19 protein-coding genes and 1 other RNA gene are annotated in these 17778 nt (G+C 61.8%); 12 read left to right on the forward strand and 8 right to left on the reverse strand.

Annotated elements, in window-relative coordinates:
• Positions 1-91: 91 nt before the first annotated feature.
• Positions 92-676, reverse strand: a complete 585-nt coding sequence (locus FS767_RS01385) for a DedA family protein (RefSeq protein ID WP_144963941.1) — start codon at positions 674-676, stop codon at positions 92-94.
• A 213-nt stretch (positions 677-889) separates the two neighbouring features.
• Here FS767_RS01385 and ppk1 point away from each other — a divergent pair, with 213 nt between their 5' ends.
• Entirely contained in the window at positions 890-3133 is a 2244-nt protein-coding gene (gene ppk1, locus FS767_RS01390) for a polyphosphate kinase 1 (RefSeq protein WP_144963942.1), read from the forward strand.
• Here ppk1 and ppx read toward each other — a convergent pair.
• Positions 3120-4622 carry an exopolyphosphatase gene (gene ppx / locus FS767_RS01395; RefSeq protein WP_144963970.1) on the reverse strand — a complete coding sequence of 501 codons (1503 nt, stop codon included), beginning with the start codon at positions 4620-4622 and terminating at the stop codon, positions 3120-3122. The genes ppk1 and ppx overlap by 14 nt on opposite strands.
• 256 nt (positions 4623-4878) lie before the next feature.
• Between ppx and trxA the strand changes: the two genes are divergently transcribed.
• From trxA to FS767_RS01420, 5 genes are all read left to right on the forward strand, one after another.
• Positions 4879-5205 carry a thioredoxin TrxA gene (gene trxA, locus FS767_RS01400; protein WP_058602819.1) on the forward strand — a complete coding sequence of 109 codons (327 nt, stop codon included), beginning with the start codon at positions 4879-4881 and terminating at the stop codon, positions 5203-5205.
• Positions 5206-5430: 225 nt separating this feature from the next.
• Positions 5431-6690, forward strand: a complete 1260-nt coding sequence (gene rho / locus FS767_RS01405; RefSeq protein ID WP_023532437.1) for a transcription termination factor Rho — start codon at positions 5431-5433, stop codon at positions 6688-6690.
• A gap of 172 nt (positions 6691-6862) precedes the next feature.
• A complete protein-coding gene (gene ubiD / locus FS767_RS01410) occupies positions 6863-8329 on the forward strand; it encodes a 4-hydroxy-3-polyprenylbenzoate decarboxylase (RefSeq protein WP_023532812.1) in 1467 nt (488 codons plus the stop codon).
• Entirely contained in the window at positions 8329-9297 is a 969-nt protein-coding gene (locus FS767_RS01415; protein ID WP_144963943.1) for a CDP-6-deoxy-delta-3,4-glucoseen reductase, read from the forward strand. Before ubiD ends, FS767_RS01415 begins: the two co-directional genes overlap by 1 nt.
• A 265-nt stretch (positions 9298-9562) precedes the next feature.
• On the forward strand, positions 9563-10213 hold the full coding sequence (locus FS767_RS01420) for a gamma-glutamylcyclotransferase (RefSeq protein WP_058602821.1): 651 nt from the start codon (positions 9563-9565) through the stop codon (positions 10211-10213).
• On the opposite strand, the gene FS767_RS01425 is transcribed toward FS767_RS01420, so the two are convergent.
• Positions 10214-11197: an NADPH:quinone oxidoreductase family protein gene (locus FS767_RS01425; protein ID WP_144963944.1), complete on the reverse strand. Its 984-nt coding sequence runs from the start codon at positions 11195-11197 to the stop codon at positions 10214-10216.
• Between the two features lie 158 nt (positions 11198-11355).
• Between FS767_RS01425 and FS767_RS01430 the strand changes: the two genes are divergently transcribed.
• Positions 11356-11760, forward strand: coding sequence for a flagellar basal body-associated protein FliL (locus FS767_RS01430; protein ID WP_058638192.1), 405 nt, complete (start codon positions 11356-11358; stop codon positions 11758-11760).
• 71 nt (positions 11761-11831) lie between these two features.
• On the opposite strand, the gene FS767_RS01435 is transcribed toward FS767_RS01430, so the two are convergent.
• Complete coding sequence (locus tag FS767_RS01435) at positions 11832-12281, reverse strand: EVE domain-containing protein (RefSeq protein WP_144963945.1); 450 nt, start codon at positions 12279-12281, stop codon at positions 11832-11834.
• 178 nt (positions 12282-12459) lie between these two features.
• Between FS767_RS01435 and FS767_RS22775 the strand changes: the two genes are divergently transcribed.
• Positions 12460-12612 carry a hypothetical protein gene (locus FS767_RS22775; RefSeq protein ID WP_023532702.1) on the forward strand — a complete coding sequence of 51 codons (153 nt, stop codon included), beginning with the start codon at positions 12460-12462 and terminating at the stop codon, positions 12610-12612.
• 16 nt (positions 12613-12628) lie between these two features.
• On the opposite strand, the gene FS767_RS01440 is transcribed toward FS767_RS22775, so the two are convergent.
• The 4 genes from FS767_RS01440 to FS767_RS01455 all read right to left on the reverse strand — a co-directional run bounded on the left by FS767_RS01440 (position 12629) and on the right by FS767_RS01455 (position 14013).
• Positions 12629-13237, reverse strand: a complete 609-nt coding sequence (locus FS767_RS01440) for a 5-formyltetrahydrofolate cyclo-ligase (protein WP_058602825.1) — start codon at positions 13235-13237, stop codon at positions 12629-12631.
• A gap of 79 nt (positions 13238-13316) precedes the next feature.
• Positions 13317-13496: non-coding RNA, 6S RNA (gene ssrS, locus FS767_RS01445), on the reverse strand.
• Between the two features lie 17 nt (positions 13497-13513).
• On the reverse strand, positions 13514-13834 hold the full coding sequence (locus tag FS767_RS01450; RefSeq protein ID WP_023532287.1) for a cell division protein ZapA: 321 nt from the start codon (positions 13832-13834) through the stop codon (positions 13514-13516).
• Complete coding sequence (locus tag FS767_RS01455; RefSeq protein WP_033693939.1) at positions 13831-14013, reverse strand: TIGR02449 family protein; 183 nt, start codon at positions 14011-14013, stop codon at positions 13831-13833. Before FS767_RS01455 ends, FS767_RS01450 begins: the two co-directional genes overlap by 4 nt.
• Positions 14014-14194: 181 nt before the next feature.
• Here FS767_RS01455 and FS767_RS01460 point away from each other — a divergent pair, with 181 nt between their 5' ends.
• Genes FS767_RS01460 through FS767_RS01475 form a run of 4 tightly spaced genes read left to right on the forward strand, consistent with a single transcriptional unit; the run spans position 14195 to position 17778 of the window.
• Complete coding sequence (locus FS767_RS01460) at positions 14195-14749, forward strand: YecA family protein (protein ID WP_027913422.1); 555 nt, start codon at positions 14195-14197, stop codon at positions 14747-14749.
• 19 nt (positions 14750-14768) lie between these two features.
• On the forward strand, positions 14769-16103 hold the full coding sequence (gene pepP / locus FS767_RS01465; protein ID WP_058602826.1) for a Xaa-Pro aminopeptidase: 1335 nt from the start codon (positions 14769-14771) through the stop codon (positions 16101-16103).
• Positions 16100-17299 (forward strand): 2-octaprenyl-6-methoxyphenyl hydroxylase, encoded by a 1200-nt coding sequence (gene ubiH, locus FS767_RS01470; RefSeq protein WP_144963946.1) that lies wholly within the window; start codon positions 16100-16102, stop codon positions 17297-17299. Before pepP ends, ubiH begins: the two co-directional genes overlap by 4 nt.
• On the forward strand, positions 17296-17778 hold the full coding sequence (locus tag FS767_RS01475; RefSeq protein ID WP_027913425.1) for a DUF4442 domain-containing protein: 483 nt from the start codon (positions 17296-17298) through the stop codon (positions 17776-17778). Before ubiH ends, FS767_RS01475 begins: the two co-directional genes overlap by 4 nt.

Raw genomic sequence — 17778 nt, forward strand, 5'->3', positions numbered from 1 at the left:
CCAGGTCGAAGCGCTTGATACCCGTCAGGCTGGCTGCGCGGCGCAGTGCGGGATGGTCCATGTCTGTTGGAGTGTGCCGCGGTGCAGGTGTTCAGTCCTGGGACTCGCGCGCAGCCCGGCGCTCTGCCCGCAGCGTGCGAAAGCGCCGGTGCAGCCACAGGCCTACGCCAAGCACCAGCAAGGCACCGAGTACCCACAGTTCGTAGCGCTTGATATTGCCCAGCAGGCCTTCGAGGATTGCGCCGAAATGATAGGCCGCAGCACCCAGGGCGATGGCCCAGATCGCGGCCCCAATACCGTTGAGCAGCAGGTAGCGCCGCGGCGGGTAGCCCGAGAGGCCGATTGCGACCGGCATTACCGTGCGAAGCCCGTAAACAAAGCGGAAGCTGAGCACCCAGATATCGGGATGGCGACGGATGTGGCCCAGGGCGCGGTCGCCCATTGCCTGCCAGCGGGGCTTGCGCGCCAGAATCTTGCGCCCATGGCGACGACCCATGAAATACCACAGCTGATCACCGGCATAGCTGCCCAAGAATGCCACCAGGCATACCAGCTTGATGTCCATGTAATCGCGGAACGCAAGAAAGCCTGCAAGGACCAGAATGGTCTCGCCTTCGAAGAAGGTGCCTAGAAAAAGGGCAAAGTAGCCGAAATCCTGCAGGAATTGTTGGAGCATTTTCTGAGGTGCTGGCGAAATGAACGCGCAGCCTACCCCTTCGCGTGCGTTCGGGAAAGTGTCCAAATGTGTCTCGACGTGAACAGTGCCCGCCACCACAATGTCTGCAACCGTGTGCCATGGCTTGCCCTGGCGTGTAACACAGGCGTCATAATGGGCGCTTATCTTGCCGCTCAATTGATGATAGGGCGTTAACGTCCTCAGGACCGCCAGATGAATAACGAAGTGCTTCCCCCTGTCTTGATCAAGGATGCCAAGGAGCTTCCAGAGGAGCTGGTGCAGACCCCGCCTGATCTGCCACCCGGGTCCCAGGTCGCTGTAGAGCCTGCAGCGGAGCCAGCGACGCCCCCGCCGGCCCCGGCGCCGCCCATCGCCGTGCCCGGCCTGGACGATACCAGCCTGTACATTCATCGCGAACTGTCCCAACTGCAGTTCAACATCCGGGTACTGGAGCAGGCGCTGGATGAAAGCTACCCGTTGCTCGAACGCCTGAAGTTCTTGCTGATTTTCTCGAGCAACCTGGACGAGTTCTTCGAGATTCGTGTGGCTGGGCTTAAGAAACAGATCAATTTCGCCCGCGAGCAGGCCGGCGCCGACGGCTTGCAGCCGCACCAGGCCCTCACGCGTATCAGCGAACTGGTGCATATCGAGGTCGATCGCCAATACGCGATTCTCAACGATGTACTGCTGCCGGAGCTGGAAAAACACCAGATTCGATTCATTCGTCGTCGTCACTGGACACCCAAGCTCAAGACATGGGTGCGTCGCTACTTCCGCGACGAGATCGCGCCCATCATCACCCCGATCGGCCTGGACCCTACCCACCCATTCCCGTTGCTGGTGAACAAGAGCCTGAACTTCATCGTCGAGCTCGAAGGCGTCGATGCGTTCGGCCGCGATTCAGGCCTGGCCATCATTCCGGCACCGCGGCTGCTGCCACGGGTCATTCGCGTGCCTGAGGAAGTGGGTGGCACTGGTGCCAACTATGTCTTCCTTTCGTCGATGATCCACGCCCACGCAGACGACCTGTTCCAGGGCATGAAGGTCAAGGGGTGCTACCAGTTCCGCCTGACCCGCAACGCCGACCTGGCGTTGGATTCCGAGGAAGTCGACGACCTGGCCCGGGCGCTTCGTGGCGAGCTGTTCTCGCGCCGCTATGGCGATGCCGTGCGCCTGGAAGTCGCCGATACGTGCCCCAAGCACCTGTCGGACTACCTGCTCAAGCAGTTCAGCCTGAGCGAAAGCGAGCTGTACCAGGTCAACGGGCCGGTCAACCTGACGCGGTTGTTCAGCATTACCGGGCTGGACAGCCACCCCGAGCTTCAATACGTGCCGTTCACCCCGGCCATCCCGAAGTTGCTGCAGAACGCCGACAATATTTTCAGCGTGATCAGCAAGCAGGACATCCTGCTCATGCACCCCTTCGAGTCGTTCACGCCGGTCATCGACTTGTTGCGCCAGGCGGCCAAGGACCCGCACGTCCTGGCCGTACGCCAGACGCTGTACCGCTCCGGCGCCAACTCGGAAATCGTCGATGCGCTGGTCGATGCAGCGCGCAACGGCAAGGAAGTCACCGCAGTGATCGAACTGCGCGCACGCTTCGACGAGGAGTCCAACCTGCAGATGGCAAGCCGCCTGCAAGCGGCAGGCGCGGTGGTGATCTATGGCGTGGTCGGTTTCAAGACGCACGCCAAGATGATGTTGATACTGCGCCGCGAGCAGGGCGAGATCGTACGCTATGCGCACCTGGGGACCGGCAACTACCACGCTGGCAACGCCCGTTTGTACACCGACTACAGCCTGCTCACCTCCGACGATGCGCTCACCGAGGACGTCGGCAAGCTGTTCAGCCAGTTGATCGGCATGGGCAAGACCCTGCGCATGAAGAAACTGATGCATGCGCCGTTCACCTTGAAAAAGGGCATGCTGGACATGATCGCCCGCGAAACCCAGTTCGCCTTGGACGGCAAGCCGGCGCACATCATCGCCAAATTCAACTCGCTGACCGATGCGAAGGTCATCAAGGCCTTGTACAAGGCCAGTCAATCGGGGGTGAAGATCGACCTGATCGTGCGTGGCATGTGCTGCCTGCGTCCAGGGATTCCAGGGGTTTCACATAACATCCAGGTACGCTCGATCATCGGCCGCTTCCTGGAACACACCCGCGTGTTCTATTTCCTCAATGGTGGTGAAGAGCAGATCTACCTCTCCAGTGCCGACTGGATGGAGCGCAACCTCGACAAGCGGGTCGAGACCTGCTTCCCGGTCGAGGGCAAGAAGCTGCTGTTGCGGGTGAAGAAGGAACTGGAGGCGTACCTGACCGACAACACCCACGCCTGGACCCTCCAGCCAGACGGGCGCTATGTGCGCAGCAGTCCAACGGGTAACCAGAACCCGCGCAGTGCCCAGGCGACCTTGCTGGAGCGCCTGAGCAACCCGGTCCTCAACGTACGCTGAGGACGAAGCCGACCCGGGCCAACCATTCCGCCTCGTTGGCGAAGTCGGCCTGGGTCAGCTGGTTCTGTTCGAGCCAACCTTCCGGGAATACCACTTCCAGGCGGTTGTCGGCCGCCTTGAGCTCGACTTTGGGCATCTGCTGCGTGCCCCGGATATGGTGGAACAGGATGGCGAAGCGCAGCAGCACGCACAGGCGCAGCAGCTTGACCCCTTCATCCCCCAGTTCGGCATAACGGTCCTTGGGAATGTTGCGGCGGTGGCCGCGCACCAGCAAGGCCATCATCTGCTGATCCTCGCGCGAGAAGCCTGCCAGGTCGGAGTGCTCGATCAGGTACGCGCCGTGCTTGTGGTAATGATAGTGGGCGATGTCCAGGCCGATCTCGTGGACCTTGGCTGCCCAACCCAGCAGGTCGCGCCAGTTGCCGTCCTGCAGGTCCCATGCCTCGGCCACTTGGTCGAAGGCATGCAGTGCCTTGCGCTCGACCCTGGCGGCCTGGCCCTGGTCGACGTGGTAGCGCTCCATCAGCGAGTTGAGGGTACGCTCGCGTACGTCCTCATGATGATGCCGTCCAAGCAGGTCGAACAGCACACCTTCACGCAGCGCACCGTCGCAGTGGTCCATGCGCTGCAGCTCCAGCGCATCGAAGATCGCTTCGAGGATGGCCAGGCCCGCCGGGAAAATGGTGCGCCGATCCGGCTTGACCCCATCGAAGTCGATCTTGTCGACTTCGCCCAGCTTGAACAGCTTGCGCTTGACCCAGGCCAACCCTTCGGCATTCACCTCGCCATTGCCCAGGCCTGCGGACCTAATGGCGGCGCCAATGGCGCGAATGGTGCCAGACGAACCGATGGCTTCATCCCAGGTCAGGCGGTGCAGGGCATGCTCGATGCTCATCAGCTCAAGCCGGGCGGCCGTATACGCCTGTGCATAGCGCGCCGGGGTGATCTTGCCGTCACGGAAATAGCGCTGGGTGAAGCTGACGCAGCCCATCTGCAAGCTCTCGCGCAACAGGGGCTCGAAGCGCTGGCCAATGATGAATTCGGTGCTGCCGCCACCAATGTCCGCCACCAGGCGCTTGCCCGCGGTGTCGGCCAGCGTGTGGGATACGCCCAGGTAGATCAGGCGGGCCTCTTCGCGGCCTGAAATGACTTCCACCGGGTGGCCAAGAATGGCTTCGGCACGCTGGATGAAGATGTTGCGGTTGCGCGCTTCACGCAAGGCGTTTGTGCCGACGATGCGCACCGAGCCTGCGGGCATGCCGTTGATCAGCTGAGCGAAGCGCTTGAGGCATTCAAGACCGCGCTCCATGGCTTCTTCACTGAGCTTGCGCTCCTCATCGATGCCGGCGGCCAGCTGTACCTTCTCGCCCTGCCGCTCGAGAATGCGGATTTCGGTGTGGTGGGCCTTGGCCACGACCATGTGGAAGCTGTTGGAGCCAAGGTCGATGGCGGCTATCAGGGACAGGTTCTTCGCGGTGGTATGCGGCATGATCTGGAAGTTCTCGGTCATTAACCTGGCAATCGTGCCACGATAGCAGGCTGGTCGCCAACGCGTGGCACCTGGCCTGCGCGGTGAGCTTGATATACGGCAATATGCCATTCGATTTAATGAAGGCGATGTGACAGTTTCGATTCGAGTGCTCTTGCACAACTATAGTTACACTCAATCGTCTGCGGCTTCCTGTCGACCGCGGGGGCGGCTATGATGGGCAACGTTTTCCGTGCTTACGACCTTGGAGATTTCCATGAGCGACAAAATCAAACACGTCACCGACGCCACCTTCGATGCCGAAGTGCTTCAGGCTCAAGGCCCGGTGTTGGTCGACTACTGGGCTGAATGGTGCGGCCCGTGCAAGATGATCGCTCCGGTTCTGGACGACATCGCCACTACGTACGAAGGCAAGCTGGTCGTCGCCAAGCTGAACATCGATGAAAACCAGGAAACCCCAGCCAAGCACGGCGTGCGTGGTATCCCGACGCTGATGCTGTTCAAGAACGGCAACGTCGAGGCCACCAAGGTCGGCGCCTTGTCCAAATCGCAGCTGGCAGCGTTCCTCGACGCCCACCTGTGATGAAAAAGCCCCGCAAATGCGGGGCTTTTCTTTTCCAGAGCACTAGACGCACAAAAAAGCAAGTGTTACATTCGGCCTCGCACTGCTTCTTCAGTGCCCTCTACATGCCGTCGCCGAAGCATCCCCAATTCGAATCAGTACGCGATCCTTTCGCCATCTAGCGGCGCGGCTTCATTAAGCCAGAAGCTTAATTCTCCCTTCTTACATGATTACGTCATTCCCCTTATGAACCTGACTGAACTCAAGCAAAAGCCGATTACCGATCTTTTGGAAATGGCCGAACAAATGGGCATCGAGAACATGGCCCGTTCGCGCAAACAGGACGTGATTTTCTCCCTGCTGAAAAAGCATGCGAAAAGCGGCGAAGAGATCTCGGGTGACGGCGTGCTGGAGATTCTCCAGGATGGCTTCGGTTTCCTGCGTTCTGCTGATGCGTCCTACCTGGCCGGCCCTGACGATATCTACGTTTCGCCTAGCCAGATCCGCCGCTTCAACCTGCGTACCGGCGATACCATCGTTGGCAAGATCCGCCCGCCGAAGGAAGGGGAGCGTTACTTCGCCCTGTTGAAGGTCGATACCATCAACTTCGACCGGCCGGAAAACGCCAAGAACAAGATCCTGTTCGAAAACCTGACGCCGCTGTTCCCCAACAAGCGCCTGAAGATGGAAGCTGGCAACGGCTCCACCGAAGACCTGACCGGCCGTGTTATCGACCTGTGCGCCCCGATCGGCAAGGGCCAGCGTGGCCTGATCGTCGCCCCGCCCAAGGCGGGCAAGACCATCATGCTGCAGAACATCGCAGCCAACATCACCCGTAACAACCCTGAGTGCCACCTGATCGTTCTGCTGATCGACGAGCGCCCGGAAGAAGTGACCGAGATGCAGCGTACCGTACGCGGCGAAGTGGTTGCCTCTACCTTCGACGAGCCGCCAACCCGTCACGTGCAAGTGGCCGAAATGGTCATCGAGAAGGCCAAGCGCCTGGTCGAGCACAAGAAGGACGTGGTCATCCTGCTCGACTCCATCACCCGCCTGGCACGTGCCTACAACACGGTCATTCCAAGCTCGGGCAAAGTGCTGACCGGTGGTGTCGACGCCCACGCCCTGGAAAAGCCCAAGCGCTTCTTCGGTGCCGCCCGTAACATCGAGGAAGGTGGCTCGCTGACCATCATCGCCACCGCGCTGGTCGAAACCGGTTCGAAGATGGACGAGGTGATCTACGAGGAATTCAAGGGCACCGGCAACATGGAGCTGCCCCTGGACCGTCGTATCGCTGAAAAGCGTGTGTTCCCCGCCATCAACATCAACCGTTCGGGTACTCGCCGCGAAGAGCTGCTGACCGCCGACGACGAACTGCAACGCATGTGGATCCTGCGCAAGCTGTTGCACCCGATGGACGAGATCGCTGCCATCGAGTTCCTGGTCGACAAGCTCAAGCAGACCAAGACCAACGACGAGTTCTTCCTGTCGATGAAGCGCAAGTAAGCGTTTCAGGTCTGAATCGAACGGGGCCGCTTCGCAGCCCATCGCAGTCGGTCCGGCGCCCCGGACCGGCTGCGATGGGACGCGAAGCGGCCCTGATCAGTTTTGACCATTGCACGCTGAACGGCGCTACACTCTGAACCCCCGACCGATACGGCCAACACGAGGCTCATGCATGCAGTATCGCGACTTGCGCGACTTCATTCGTGGCCTGGAACAGCGCGGCGAGCTCAAGCGCATCCAGGTCCCGATCTCCCCAGTGCTGGAAATGACCGAGGTCTGCGATCGCACCCTGCGTGCCAAAGGCCCTGCGCTGTTGTTCGAAAAGCCGACCGGCTTCGACATTCCCGTGCTGGGCAACCTGTTCGGTACGCCTGAACGAGTGGCCATGGGCATGGGTGCCGAGTCGGTCGATGAGCTGCGCGAGATCGGCAAGCTGCTGGCTTTTCTCAAAGAGCCTGAGCCTCCCAAAGGGCTCAAGGACGCCTGGTCCAAGCTGCCGATCTTCAAGAAAGTGGTGTCGATGGCGCCCAAGGTGGTCAAGGACGCCGTTTGCCAGGAAGTGGTACTGGAAGGAGAGGACGTAGACCTTGGTGCATTGCCGATCCAGCATTGCTGGCCGGGCGATGTGGCACCGCTGATCACCTGGGGCCTGACCGTAACGCGCGGTCCGAACAAGGACCGCCAGAACCTGGGTATCTACCGGCAGCAGGTGATTGGTCGCAACAAAGTGATCATGCGATGGCTCAGCCACCGTGGTGGCGCCCTGGACTACCGTGAGTGGTGTGAAAAAAACCCTGGCCAGCCGTTCCCAGTGGCCGTGGCGTTGGGGGCAGACCCTGCCACTATCCTGGGTGCAGTGACCCCGGTTCCCGATACGCTTTCCGAATACGCCTTCGCGGGCCTGTTGCGGGGTAATCGCACCGAGCTGGTCAAGTGTCGCGGCAGCAATCTGCAGGTGCCGGCCACGGCCGAGATCATCCTCGAAGGGGTCATTCACCCGGGCGAGATGGCGCCTGAAGGCCCGTATGGGGACCATACCGGGTACTACAACGAAGTGGACAGTTTCCCGGTGTTCACCGTCGAGCGCATCACCCATCGGCAAAAGCCGATCTACCACAGCACCTACACCGGCCGGCCGCCGGATGAGCCGGCCATTCTCGGGGTGGCGCTGAACGAAGTGTTCGTGCCGATCCTGCAGAAACAGTTCCCGGAAATCGTCGACTTCTACCTGCCGCCGGAGGGGTGTTCCTACCGCATGGCGGTGGTGACCATGAAGAAGCAGTACCCAGGGCATGCCAAGCGCGTGATGCTGGGTGTGTGGTCGTTCCTGCGACAGTTCATGTACACCAAGTTCGTTATCGTGACCGACGACGACATCAACGCCCGCGACTGGAACGACGTGATCTGGGCCATCACCACACGCATGGACCCCAAGCGTGATACGGTGATGATCGACAACACGCCGATCGACTACCTGGATTTTGCCTCTCCAGTGTCGGGCCTGGGATCGAAAATGGGCCTGGATGCCACGCACAAGTGGCCGGGCGAGACTACACGCGAGTGGGGGCGGGTCATCGTCAAGGACGAAGCCGTCACCCGGCGTATCGATGAGCTGTGGGATCAGTTGGGAATAGATTGATGCAGGTAACGTTGCAGCCGTCCGGAGCAGTGCTGACGCTAGAGCCCGGGGAACGGATCCTGGAAGGTGCGCGTCGGCTGGGTTATGACTGCCCCAACAGCTGCCGTAATGGTAACTGCCATGTCTGCGCTGCATTGCTGGTCGAAGGCAGCGTGCGCCAGAACGGAGAAGTCCGGGACCATGGCGAATTGTTCACCTGCATCGCCGAGCCGCTCGAGGATTGCATCCTGCTGTGGGACGGCGTGCTCGCCCTGGGCGAGCTGCCGGTGCGCAAGCTGACCTGCACGGTCAGTGAATGCCGTGAAGTGGGTGGCGACGTCTGGCGCGTGCGCCTGTTGGCCCCTGCGGGCAAGCCGCCGCGCTACCATGCCGGGCAGTATTTGATGATCGAACGCGAAGCGGGTAAGCCGGCCGCTTTTTCGCTGGCTTCCGCTCCCCATGCAGGGCGCGAGCTTGAATTGCATGTACTGGCGCGCGAGCCCAGTGCCGTGCAGTTGATCGAGCAATTGCAGCGCGATCGCCTGGCTCGCATCGAAATGCCCTTTGGCGATACCCACCTGGCCGAACTGCCGGACGGGCCATTGGTGCTGATCGCCGCCGGTACCGGCATGGGCCAGATGCACAGCCTTGTGGAGCACTGCCGCGCTCAGGGCTTCAAGCACCCTGTTCACTTGTACTGGGGCGTACGACGCCCGGAAGACTTCTACCAGATCGAGCATTGGGATCAGTGGCTGAGTTTGCCTAACCTGTACCTGCACCAGGTGGTTAGCGACCTGTGCGGCTGGGAAGGCCGTTGCGGGATGCTGCACGAAGCGGTTTGCGAGGACATCCCCGACCTCAACAGCGTTCATGTGTACGCCAGTGGCTCGCCAAACATGATCTACGCAACGCTCGATGCACTGGTGGACGCTGGCATGGATGCGCACCGCATGCGTGCGGACGTGTTCGCCTACGCGCCTCGCGGCTGAGGAATTCCATCGCGGTGCGTGGCGCCCCTGTGGCTGCCCGCGCCACCCCGTAAGCAGGTAACGCGCTGCACGGCCGGTCGTCGGCGCCTGACGTGAAAAGCACTGCATGCACTTGTTCAGCCCCTTGCCCTGACTTAGCTTATACACCGCCTGCGCGACTGCCGTGGATGACTTGCCTGAGGGTTCTGGTCAACGACGCAGTGACCAACGCATTAGGCTCGGTCACGTTACATGCTTTGTTAACAGGGAATCATAGCGGCAGCTTATGTCGGCGCTCGAACGGTCATCCTGGCAAGTCACATACCCCCCTTCGCTCGATTTTGGTCAGCAACTGACCCACGAGCAATTGCATCACTCCATGCAAGCCGCCATGTCCCGTCACCAGGGCGGGCCGGTATGGCTGTTTGCCTATGGCTCTTTGATCTGGCGGCCCGAGTGCAGCGCGGTGGAGCGTCGACGTGCGCGGGTGCACGGTTACCACCGGGGCTTGTACCTGTGGTCGCACGAGCACCGTGGCACGCCCGAAACCCCAGGTTTGGTGTTTGGCCTGGATCGAGGCGGCTCGTGCAGCGGCTTTGCCTACAGGCTGGATGACGCGACACTCGATGCGTCGCTGCGAGCCCTGTGGCAACGCGAAATGCCTTACCCGGCCTACCGCCCCCACTGGCTCAACTGTCGACTCGACGATGGCAGCAGGGTGCAGGCCCTGGGTTTCGTGTTGGAGCGGCACTTGCCTTGCTACGCGGGCAATCTGCCGGATAACGTGCTCAGCCACATACTGGCCAGCGCCAAAGGGCGTTATGGCACCACGCGCGATTACGTCGAGCAAACCCTTCACGCCCTGCGCAGCCACCATATGCCTGATCGCAACCTGGAAGCGCGCTTCAGGCGCTGTCACGATCTACGCGAACGGTGATCACGCACGCGGCGGCACCACCACCAGCTTGCCGACCGCCTGGCGCTGGCCCAGCGTTTCGATGGCCGCACCCGCGTCGGCCAGGGCGTATGTCTGTGAAACGAGAGGCTTCAATTTGCCCTGCGCGTGCCAGGCAAACAGCTGCTTGAAGTTGGCCGCGTTATCCTCGGGTTGGCGCTGGGCAAACGCGCCCCAGAAGACGCCCAGTACCGCCGCCCCCTTGAGCAGCACAAGGTTGGCTGCCAATTGGGGAATGGTGCCGCTGGCAAAACCCACTACCAACAACCTACCGTTCCACGCCAGGCCCCTCACGGCGTGCTCGAACAGTTCGCCGCCTACCGGATCGTAAATCACATCCACACCTTTGCCATCGGTCAGGCGCTTGATGGCCTCGCGCAGATTGTCCTGGCTGTAGTCGATCAGGTCATCGGCCCCGGCGGCACGGGCCACCGCGAGCTTTTGCGCACTGCTGGCAGCCGCGATGACCCGCGCCCCCATGGCCTTGCCGATCTCGACCGCCGCCAGGCCCACCCCGCCGGACGCGCCCAATACCAGCAAGGTCTCGCCGGTTTGCAATCGAGCGCGCTGGCGCAAGGCGTGCATCGAGGTGCCGTAGGTCATGCCGAATGCGGCAGCGGTGATGAAGTCCATGCTGGCTGGCACGGGCATTACGTTGGAGGCCGGCGCTGCCACTTGCTCGGCGAAGGCCCCCCAGCCGGTCAGTGCCATGACCCTGTCACCCACCTTGAAGCCGCCCACCTTGGCGCCGACGGCTGCGACCGTGCCCGCGGCCTCTCCACCTGGTGAGAAGGGCAAGGGCGGCTGAAACTGGTATTTGCCTTCTATGATCAGGGTATCGGGAAAGTTGACCCCCGCCGCCTGCACGTCCAACAGCACTTCGTTGGGCTTGGGCGTTGGGCTGGGCACGTCTTCCAGGACCAGGTCGCGGGCCGGGCCCAGGTGCTTGCATAGCAGCGCTTTCATCGTGGCCTATTCCTTTGCGGGTAATGGCCGATAAGTGTAGGAGGGCCGCCAGTCGGGTCAACGAGCATGGCTTGTCCTGATGGGCCGGCATAAGCCCAGGCTTGGGTTTGAACGATGTGCTGGTTAAGCTGGCGCCACCTGAATAGAGGAGCGATTTCGTGAAAGCGTGGATATTGATGGTGTTGGCACTGGTGTTACCCGCCGCAGCCGTGGCCGAGGAGGGCAAGGAGGGTGCGCCCAAGGTGGCCTATATCACGCTGACGCCGCCGTTCGTGGGCAACTATGCGCTCGATGGTGGTCCGCGCCTGCGGGTGTTCAAGGCGGACGTCGCATTGCGAGTGACCGGGGATGAGGCCGCCAAGGCGGTACAGCATCATGAACCACTGATCCGCAACCAGCTCGTCGCACTGTTTACTCAACAGACCGTGGACAGCATGAGCAATGTGGAGGCCAAGGAGCATTTGCGCCAAGAGGCGCTCAAGCAGGTTCAGCAGGTGATGGAGACCGAAGAGGGCAAGCCGATCGTCGAGGACCTGCTGTTCAACAACCTGATCGTCCAGTGAGCGGCTGACCCGGTTTTCGGTCAGCCACTGAAGGCTAGGGTTCAAGGGAATGCCGGAGCGGGGCGGGTGCCTCAAACCATCGCCAGGATGGCTGTCCACTGCTCGGCCGTGACCGGCATGACTGACAGGCGACTGCCTTTTTGTACCAGCGCCAGCTCGGCCAAGGCTGGCTGTTGTTTCAACCAGCCCAACTCAAGCACGCGCGGCAGGGTCCGCACGTGGGCCACGTCTACCGCACTCCACGGGTTCTTGTCGGGCGTGGCCTTGGCATCGTGGTAAGGGCTCTGCGGGTCCAGCGCAGTGGGGTCCGGATAGGCTGCGCGGATGACTTTGGCAATACCGGCGATGCCGGGTTGAGGGCAGCTGGAATGGTAGAAGAAGAACGTGTCTCCCTCGCTCATCGCACGCATAAAGTTGCGCGCCTGGTAATTGCGTACACCGTCCCAACGAGCTTCGCCAAGGTGAGCCAGGCCTTTAATCGACAGTTCGTCGGGCTCGGACTTCATCAGCCAATAGGCCATGTTGTTTGCTCCAGAAATGCTTTGAAATAACTCGTTCCATCAAACCGACGGCCGGTTGACGTCAACGTTTGCGTGGTGGCTCAGGTTGTCGGAGAATGCGCCCCGTTTGAGGTGCGATGCTCAGGTACTACCCAGAAGTCGCCGAGCACTGAACAGTTTGCCTGGGGGGCAATCGTCGATGAATCAACGTAAAAAGCCGGACCTGCTGTGGGTCCTGGTGTTCATCTTTGGCTTGGGTGTGGTTACCACCGGTTATGCGCAGGGGATCTGGGAGCGCAAGCTGGATAACGCCTACCAGATGCCATACGAAGCTGGTCAGGCGCAACGCTGACCCTTCCCGGCACCGCTTAGCGCGGTGCCACGTACCAGTGACGATCCGAGACCGTTCCCTGCAAAGGCACGTCCCAACTGGCCTGTGCTAGCCGCTCGACCTTCTGGCACTCATGCGCCAAGCCTAGCAGTCGTGGTTTTTTCCAGGTCTGCCGACGGGCCAGGTAAGCCAGGCTGCGATCATAGAAGCCACCGCCCATGCCCAGTCGCCCTCCCGCGTCGTCGAAGCCCACCAGGGGCAGCAGGATCAGGTCCAGTGCCCACACCGGGCGTTGACGCCTGCGGTCGGTGGCCGGCTCAGGGATTCTGAAACGATTGGGCGTGAGCTTCTCGCCCTTCTCGAATCGCTGAAACACCATGCGGGTGCGTGGCCATGCATGCAGCACCGGCAAGTACGTGCGCTTGCCGCGACGCTGCGCCTCGCGCAGCAACAATGCAGGGTCGATTTCGCCGTCGTTGGGCAGGTACAAGGCGATATGCCTGGCCTTGCGAAAGAGTGGATGCTGTGCCAGCAGACGGTACAGGCCTGCAGCGGCCTGACGCTGCTGGGCGGGCGTGAGCGCCCGGCGCGCGTTGCGCAGGTGCCTGCGAAGTTGAGGGCGGGTGAGCGTCGCGGTGTCGGTCATGGCACGGGCGATCCGAGAAGTGCTGGCCATTGCTGTCGGCCAAAACGACTTGCCCGCCGAGTGGCGGGCAAAGGAATTCGGGCTCCCCGATAAGACCGCTATCGGTGTAGCCCTTGAACCCGAAAGTTCAAGGTGGAGATTGCAGGGGACATTAAGGCTTTCCGTCGAGCGGACATGCACACCTGCCCCAGCGTGCAACCCCCGTGGTTGTGCGTATCGGCTCAGGGACATAACCGACTGGCGCATCCACCAGGGAGTGGCGCCAGTATAACAACCTCAGTTTTTTTTGGTACCCGTCTCGTCGGACAGCGCCTGGTCGACCCGGTCCAGCAAATCGCGCACTTGCTCGCGCGTGGCCCCGCCGGCCGGAGCCGCGCTGCGGTCTTCCTGGCGATGGAGCATCTCGTGGGTAATGTTCAACGCCGCCATGACCGCGATGCGGTCGGCACCGATCACCTTGCCGCTGCTGCGAATCTCGCGCATCTTGCTGTCCAGGTAGTGAGCTGCACTGACCAGGTTGTTGCGCTCTTCGGGCGGGCAGATGATCGAGTATTCCTTGTCGAGGATCTGCACGGTGACGCTATTGCTTGAACTCATGAGTCTTGCTCCAGGGCCTTGAGACGCAAGATCATCGACTCGACCTTGCGCCTGGCGATCTCGTTCTTTTCGATGAGGTGGGCGCGCTCTTCGCGCCAGGACTTTTCCTGAGCTACTAGGAGTGCATTTTGCCGTTTAAGTTGCTCGACACGCTCGATCAGCAGCTCGAATCGGCTCATCAGGGCCTGCAGGTCGTTCTCTTGCGTGGGTTGCACTCGATTCGCTCCGTCATTGACTCATCTTGCGATGATGCCTCTCCCTGGGCCGTGACTGCCAGTGCCGATGGTCTTGGCGCGCCTGCCGGTGCTAGGATACAAGGCCTTCATTCTAGTCATTGCGCCCTCCGGCGCCTAGCAGCCCATGCCCAATACTCAATCGCCCTACGTTGCTTTCGCCATGCTGCTTTCCAGCAATGGCCACCCCGTCACACCCGCCGAACTGCACGGCCTGCTCATCGGCCGCAGCTGTGCGGGCGCCGGCTTCGATGCCGACGGCTGGCTGGCCGATGCGGCCCAGTTGCTGGAAACCGAACCGCAAGACGCTGTGCGCAATGCCCTGATCGGCCTGCAGGAAATGGTCAAGGGCGAGCTTACCAGCGACGACATGGCGATCGTGCTGCTGCTGCCGTCCGACGATGCTGCGCTGACCGATCGCGCCACCGCCCTGGGGCAGTGGTGCCAAGGCTTCATCACAGGCTTCGGCCTGAACGCCGGTGGCAAAGACCTGTCCATCGAGGCCAAGGAAGTGCTCCAGGACCTGGTGGCCATCTCCCAGGTGCAGGAAGCGCTGGAAGAATCCGAGGACGGCGAAAGCGACTACATGGAAGTGATGGAATACCTGCGCGTCGCGCCGTTGCTGCTGTTTTCCGAACTGGCCAAGCCCGCAGCGCCTGCGCCCAAGCCTTCTCTGCACTGAACGACGGGGTAGTCTGCCCATGAGCCGCATTCCCAAGGCCGAATATGCCCGCCGGCGCAAGGCGCTGATGGCGCAGATGGTTCCCAACAGCATTGCCATCCTGCCTGCCGCCGCCGTTGCCATCCGCAACCGTGATGTCGAGCACGTGTATCGCCAGGACAGCGACTTCCAATACCTCAGTGGTTTTCCCGAGCCCGAGGCGGTCATTGCGTTGATACCCGGCCGTGAGCATGGCGAATACGTGATGTTCTGCCGCGAGCGCAATCCTGAACGCGAGTTGTGGGACGGCTTGCGGGCCGGTCAGGAAGGTGCGGTGCGCGACTTCGGTGCTGACGATGCGTTTCCCATCGCCGACATCGACGAGATCCTGCCGGGCCTGATTGAAGGCCGCGAACGCGTCTACAGCGCCATGGGCAGCAATCCCGAGTTCGATCGCCGGCTGATGGACTGGATCAACGTGATCCGCTCCAAGGCCCGCCTCGGTGCGCAGCCCCCGAACGAATTCGTTGCCCTGGATCACCTGCTGCACGACATGCGGCTGTATAAATCTGCGGCGGAAGTGAAAGTGATGCGCACGGCCGCCGAGATTTCTGCCAAAGCCCATGTACGGGCGATGCAGGCTTGCCGCCCGGGCCTTCATGAGTACAGCCTGGAAGCCGAACTCGATTACGCCTTCCGCCAGGGCGGGGCAAAAATGCCGGCGTACGGGTCGATCGTCGCCGCAGGGCGCAATGGTTGCATCCTGCACTACCAGCAGAACGACGCGCCGCTCAAGGAGGGCGACCTGGTCCTGATCGACGCGGGCTGCGAAATCGATTGCTATGCCAGTGACATCACCCGCACCTTCCCCGTCAGCGGGCGGTTTTCACCGGAGCAGAAGGCGATCTATGAGCTGGTTCTCAGCGCCCAGGCAGCGGCGTTTGCCGAAATCGCCCCGGGCAAGCACTGGAACCATGCCCATGAAGCCACCGTGCGGGTGATCACCGAAGGGCTGGTTGAGCTGGGTCTGCTCAAGGGCGACGTGCAGGCGTTGATCGAGAGCGAGGCGTACCGGGCGTTCTACATGCACCGTGCCGGCCATTGGCTGGGCATGGATGTGCATGACGTGGGCGATTACAAGGTGGGCGGTGAGTGGCGGGTGCTCGAGCCAGGCATGGCCTTGACCGTCGAGCCCGGCATCTACATAGCAGCCGACAATGAAAGCGTGGCCAAGAAATGGCGCGGCATCGGCATTCGGATCGAGGATGATGTGGTGGTCACCAGGCAAGGCTGTGAAATCCTGACATCGGGCGTTCCCCGCACCGTCGCCGAGATCGAGGCGTTGATGCACGACGCGCGTCAGGCCAGCCTATGACCCAGGTGAATCTCGCGATCATCGGCGGCGGGCTGGTTGGGGCCAGCTTGGCGCTGACCCTGCAGGCAGGGGCCAAGGCGCGTGGTTGGAAAATCCTTCTCATTGAGCCCTTCGCCCCCGGTGACAGCTTCCAGCCTAGCTACGATGCGCGTTCTTCGGCGCTGTCGTTCGGGACCCGCCAGATCTACGATCGACTGGGCTTGTGGCCTGCCATCGAGCGGCGTGCCGAATCGATCGCCCAGATTCACGTGTCGGACCGGGGGCGCTTCGGTGCCACCCGCCTGGACGCGAGGGAAGAAGGCGTTCCGGCCTTGGGCTACGTGGTCGAGAATGCCTGGCTTGGGCAATGCCTGTGGCAGGGCCTGGACAGCGATGTGGTCAGTTGGCGCTGCCCGGCCGAAGTGACGTCGATGCAGGCTATCGAGGGCGGTTACCGCCTGCGCCTCAATGACGACACGCACATTGACTGCGACCTGGCGGTGCTGGCCGATGGTGGCCGCTCGGGCCTGCGTGAGCAACTGGGTATTCATGTCTGCCACACCCCTTACGAACAAAGCGCGTTGATCGCCAACATCACCCCCGGCGAGCCTCATCGTGGACAGGCCTTCGAACGCTTCACCGAAGCGGGTCCCATGGCTTTGCTGCCGTTACCGGAAAACCGCTGCGCGCTGGTCTGGACACGGCAGGGCATGGATGCGCAGCGCCTGGTTGACATGGATGAGCGCAGTTTCCTGCGTGAATTGCAGGGCATCTTCGGTTACCGCCTGGGCACCCTTCGGCAGGTAGGCGTACGGCATCTGTACCCGCTGTCGCTAATCGAGGCGCAGGAGCAGATCCGTCCCCACCTGGTCGTGCTAGGTAACGCTGCGCACAGCCTGCACCCCATCGCGGGGCAGGGATTCAACCTGTCACTGCGGGATGTGCAGTCCCTTGCCGAGGCGCTGCTTGCAGGGCCGCAACGGCCAGGTGACCTTGCGACCTTGCAGGCTTATGGCAAGCGCCAGCGCCTGGATCAAACGCTGACCATCGGGTTTTCCGATCGGGTGACGCGGCTGTTCGGCAGCGGCCAGCCTTTGCTCGCCGCAGGCCGTAACCTGGGTTTGCTGGGCCTTGACCTGCTGCCACCGGCCAAAAGCTGGTTCGCCCGTCAGGCCATGGGCCTGGGTACGCGTTCCGATGTACGGGGCAAGGCATGAGCAACCCACGCAAACTGGCCCGGCGTGCGCGCGTCCTGCGCTGGATGCTGAACCTGTATCCGCCTTACCTGGGCGCAGGTATCCGTGTGCAGCACATCAGCCCTGACATGCGCAGCATCCGGGTGGCGATGAAGCTTACCCGCTGGAACCGCAACTACGTGGGCACCCAGTTCGGTGGCAGCCTCTACGCCATGGTCGACCCGTTCTACATGCTCTTGCTCATCGAACGGCTGGGGCGCGACTACATCGTCTGGGACAAGGCCGCCAGCATCGATTTCATCACCCCTGGCAAGGGCCCTGTGTATGCCGAGTTCCATGTCGATGACGCGCTGCTGGACGATATCCGCCAGCAGACCGCCACCGGCAAGAAATGCCTGCCCCGTTTGCAGGTCGATATCCGCGACGGCGCTGGTGAACTGGTGGCGCGGGTCGATAAAACCCTATACGTGCGGCTCAAGCCGCAAGCGAGGCTGGCGTAA

It is taken from the genome of Pseudomonas sp. DE0010 (assembly GCF_007680745.1).
Classification (GTDB): Bacteria; Pseudomonadota; Gammaproteobacteria; order Pseudomonadales; family Pseudomonadaceae; genus Aquipseudomonas; species Aquipseudomonas parafulva_B.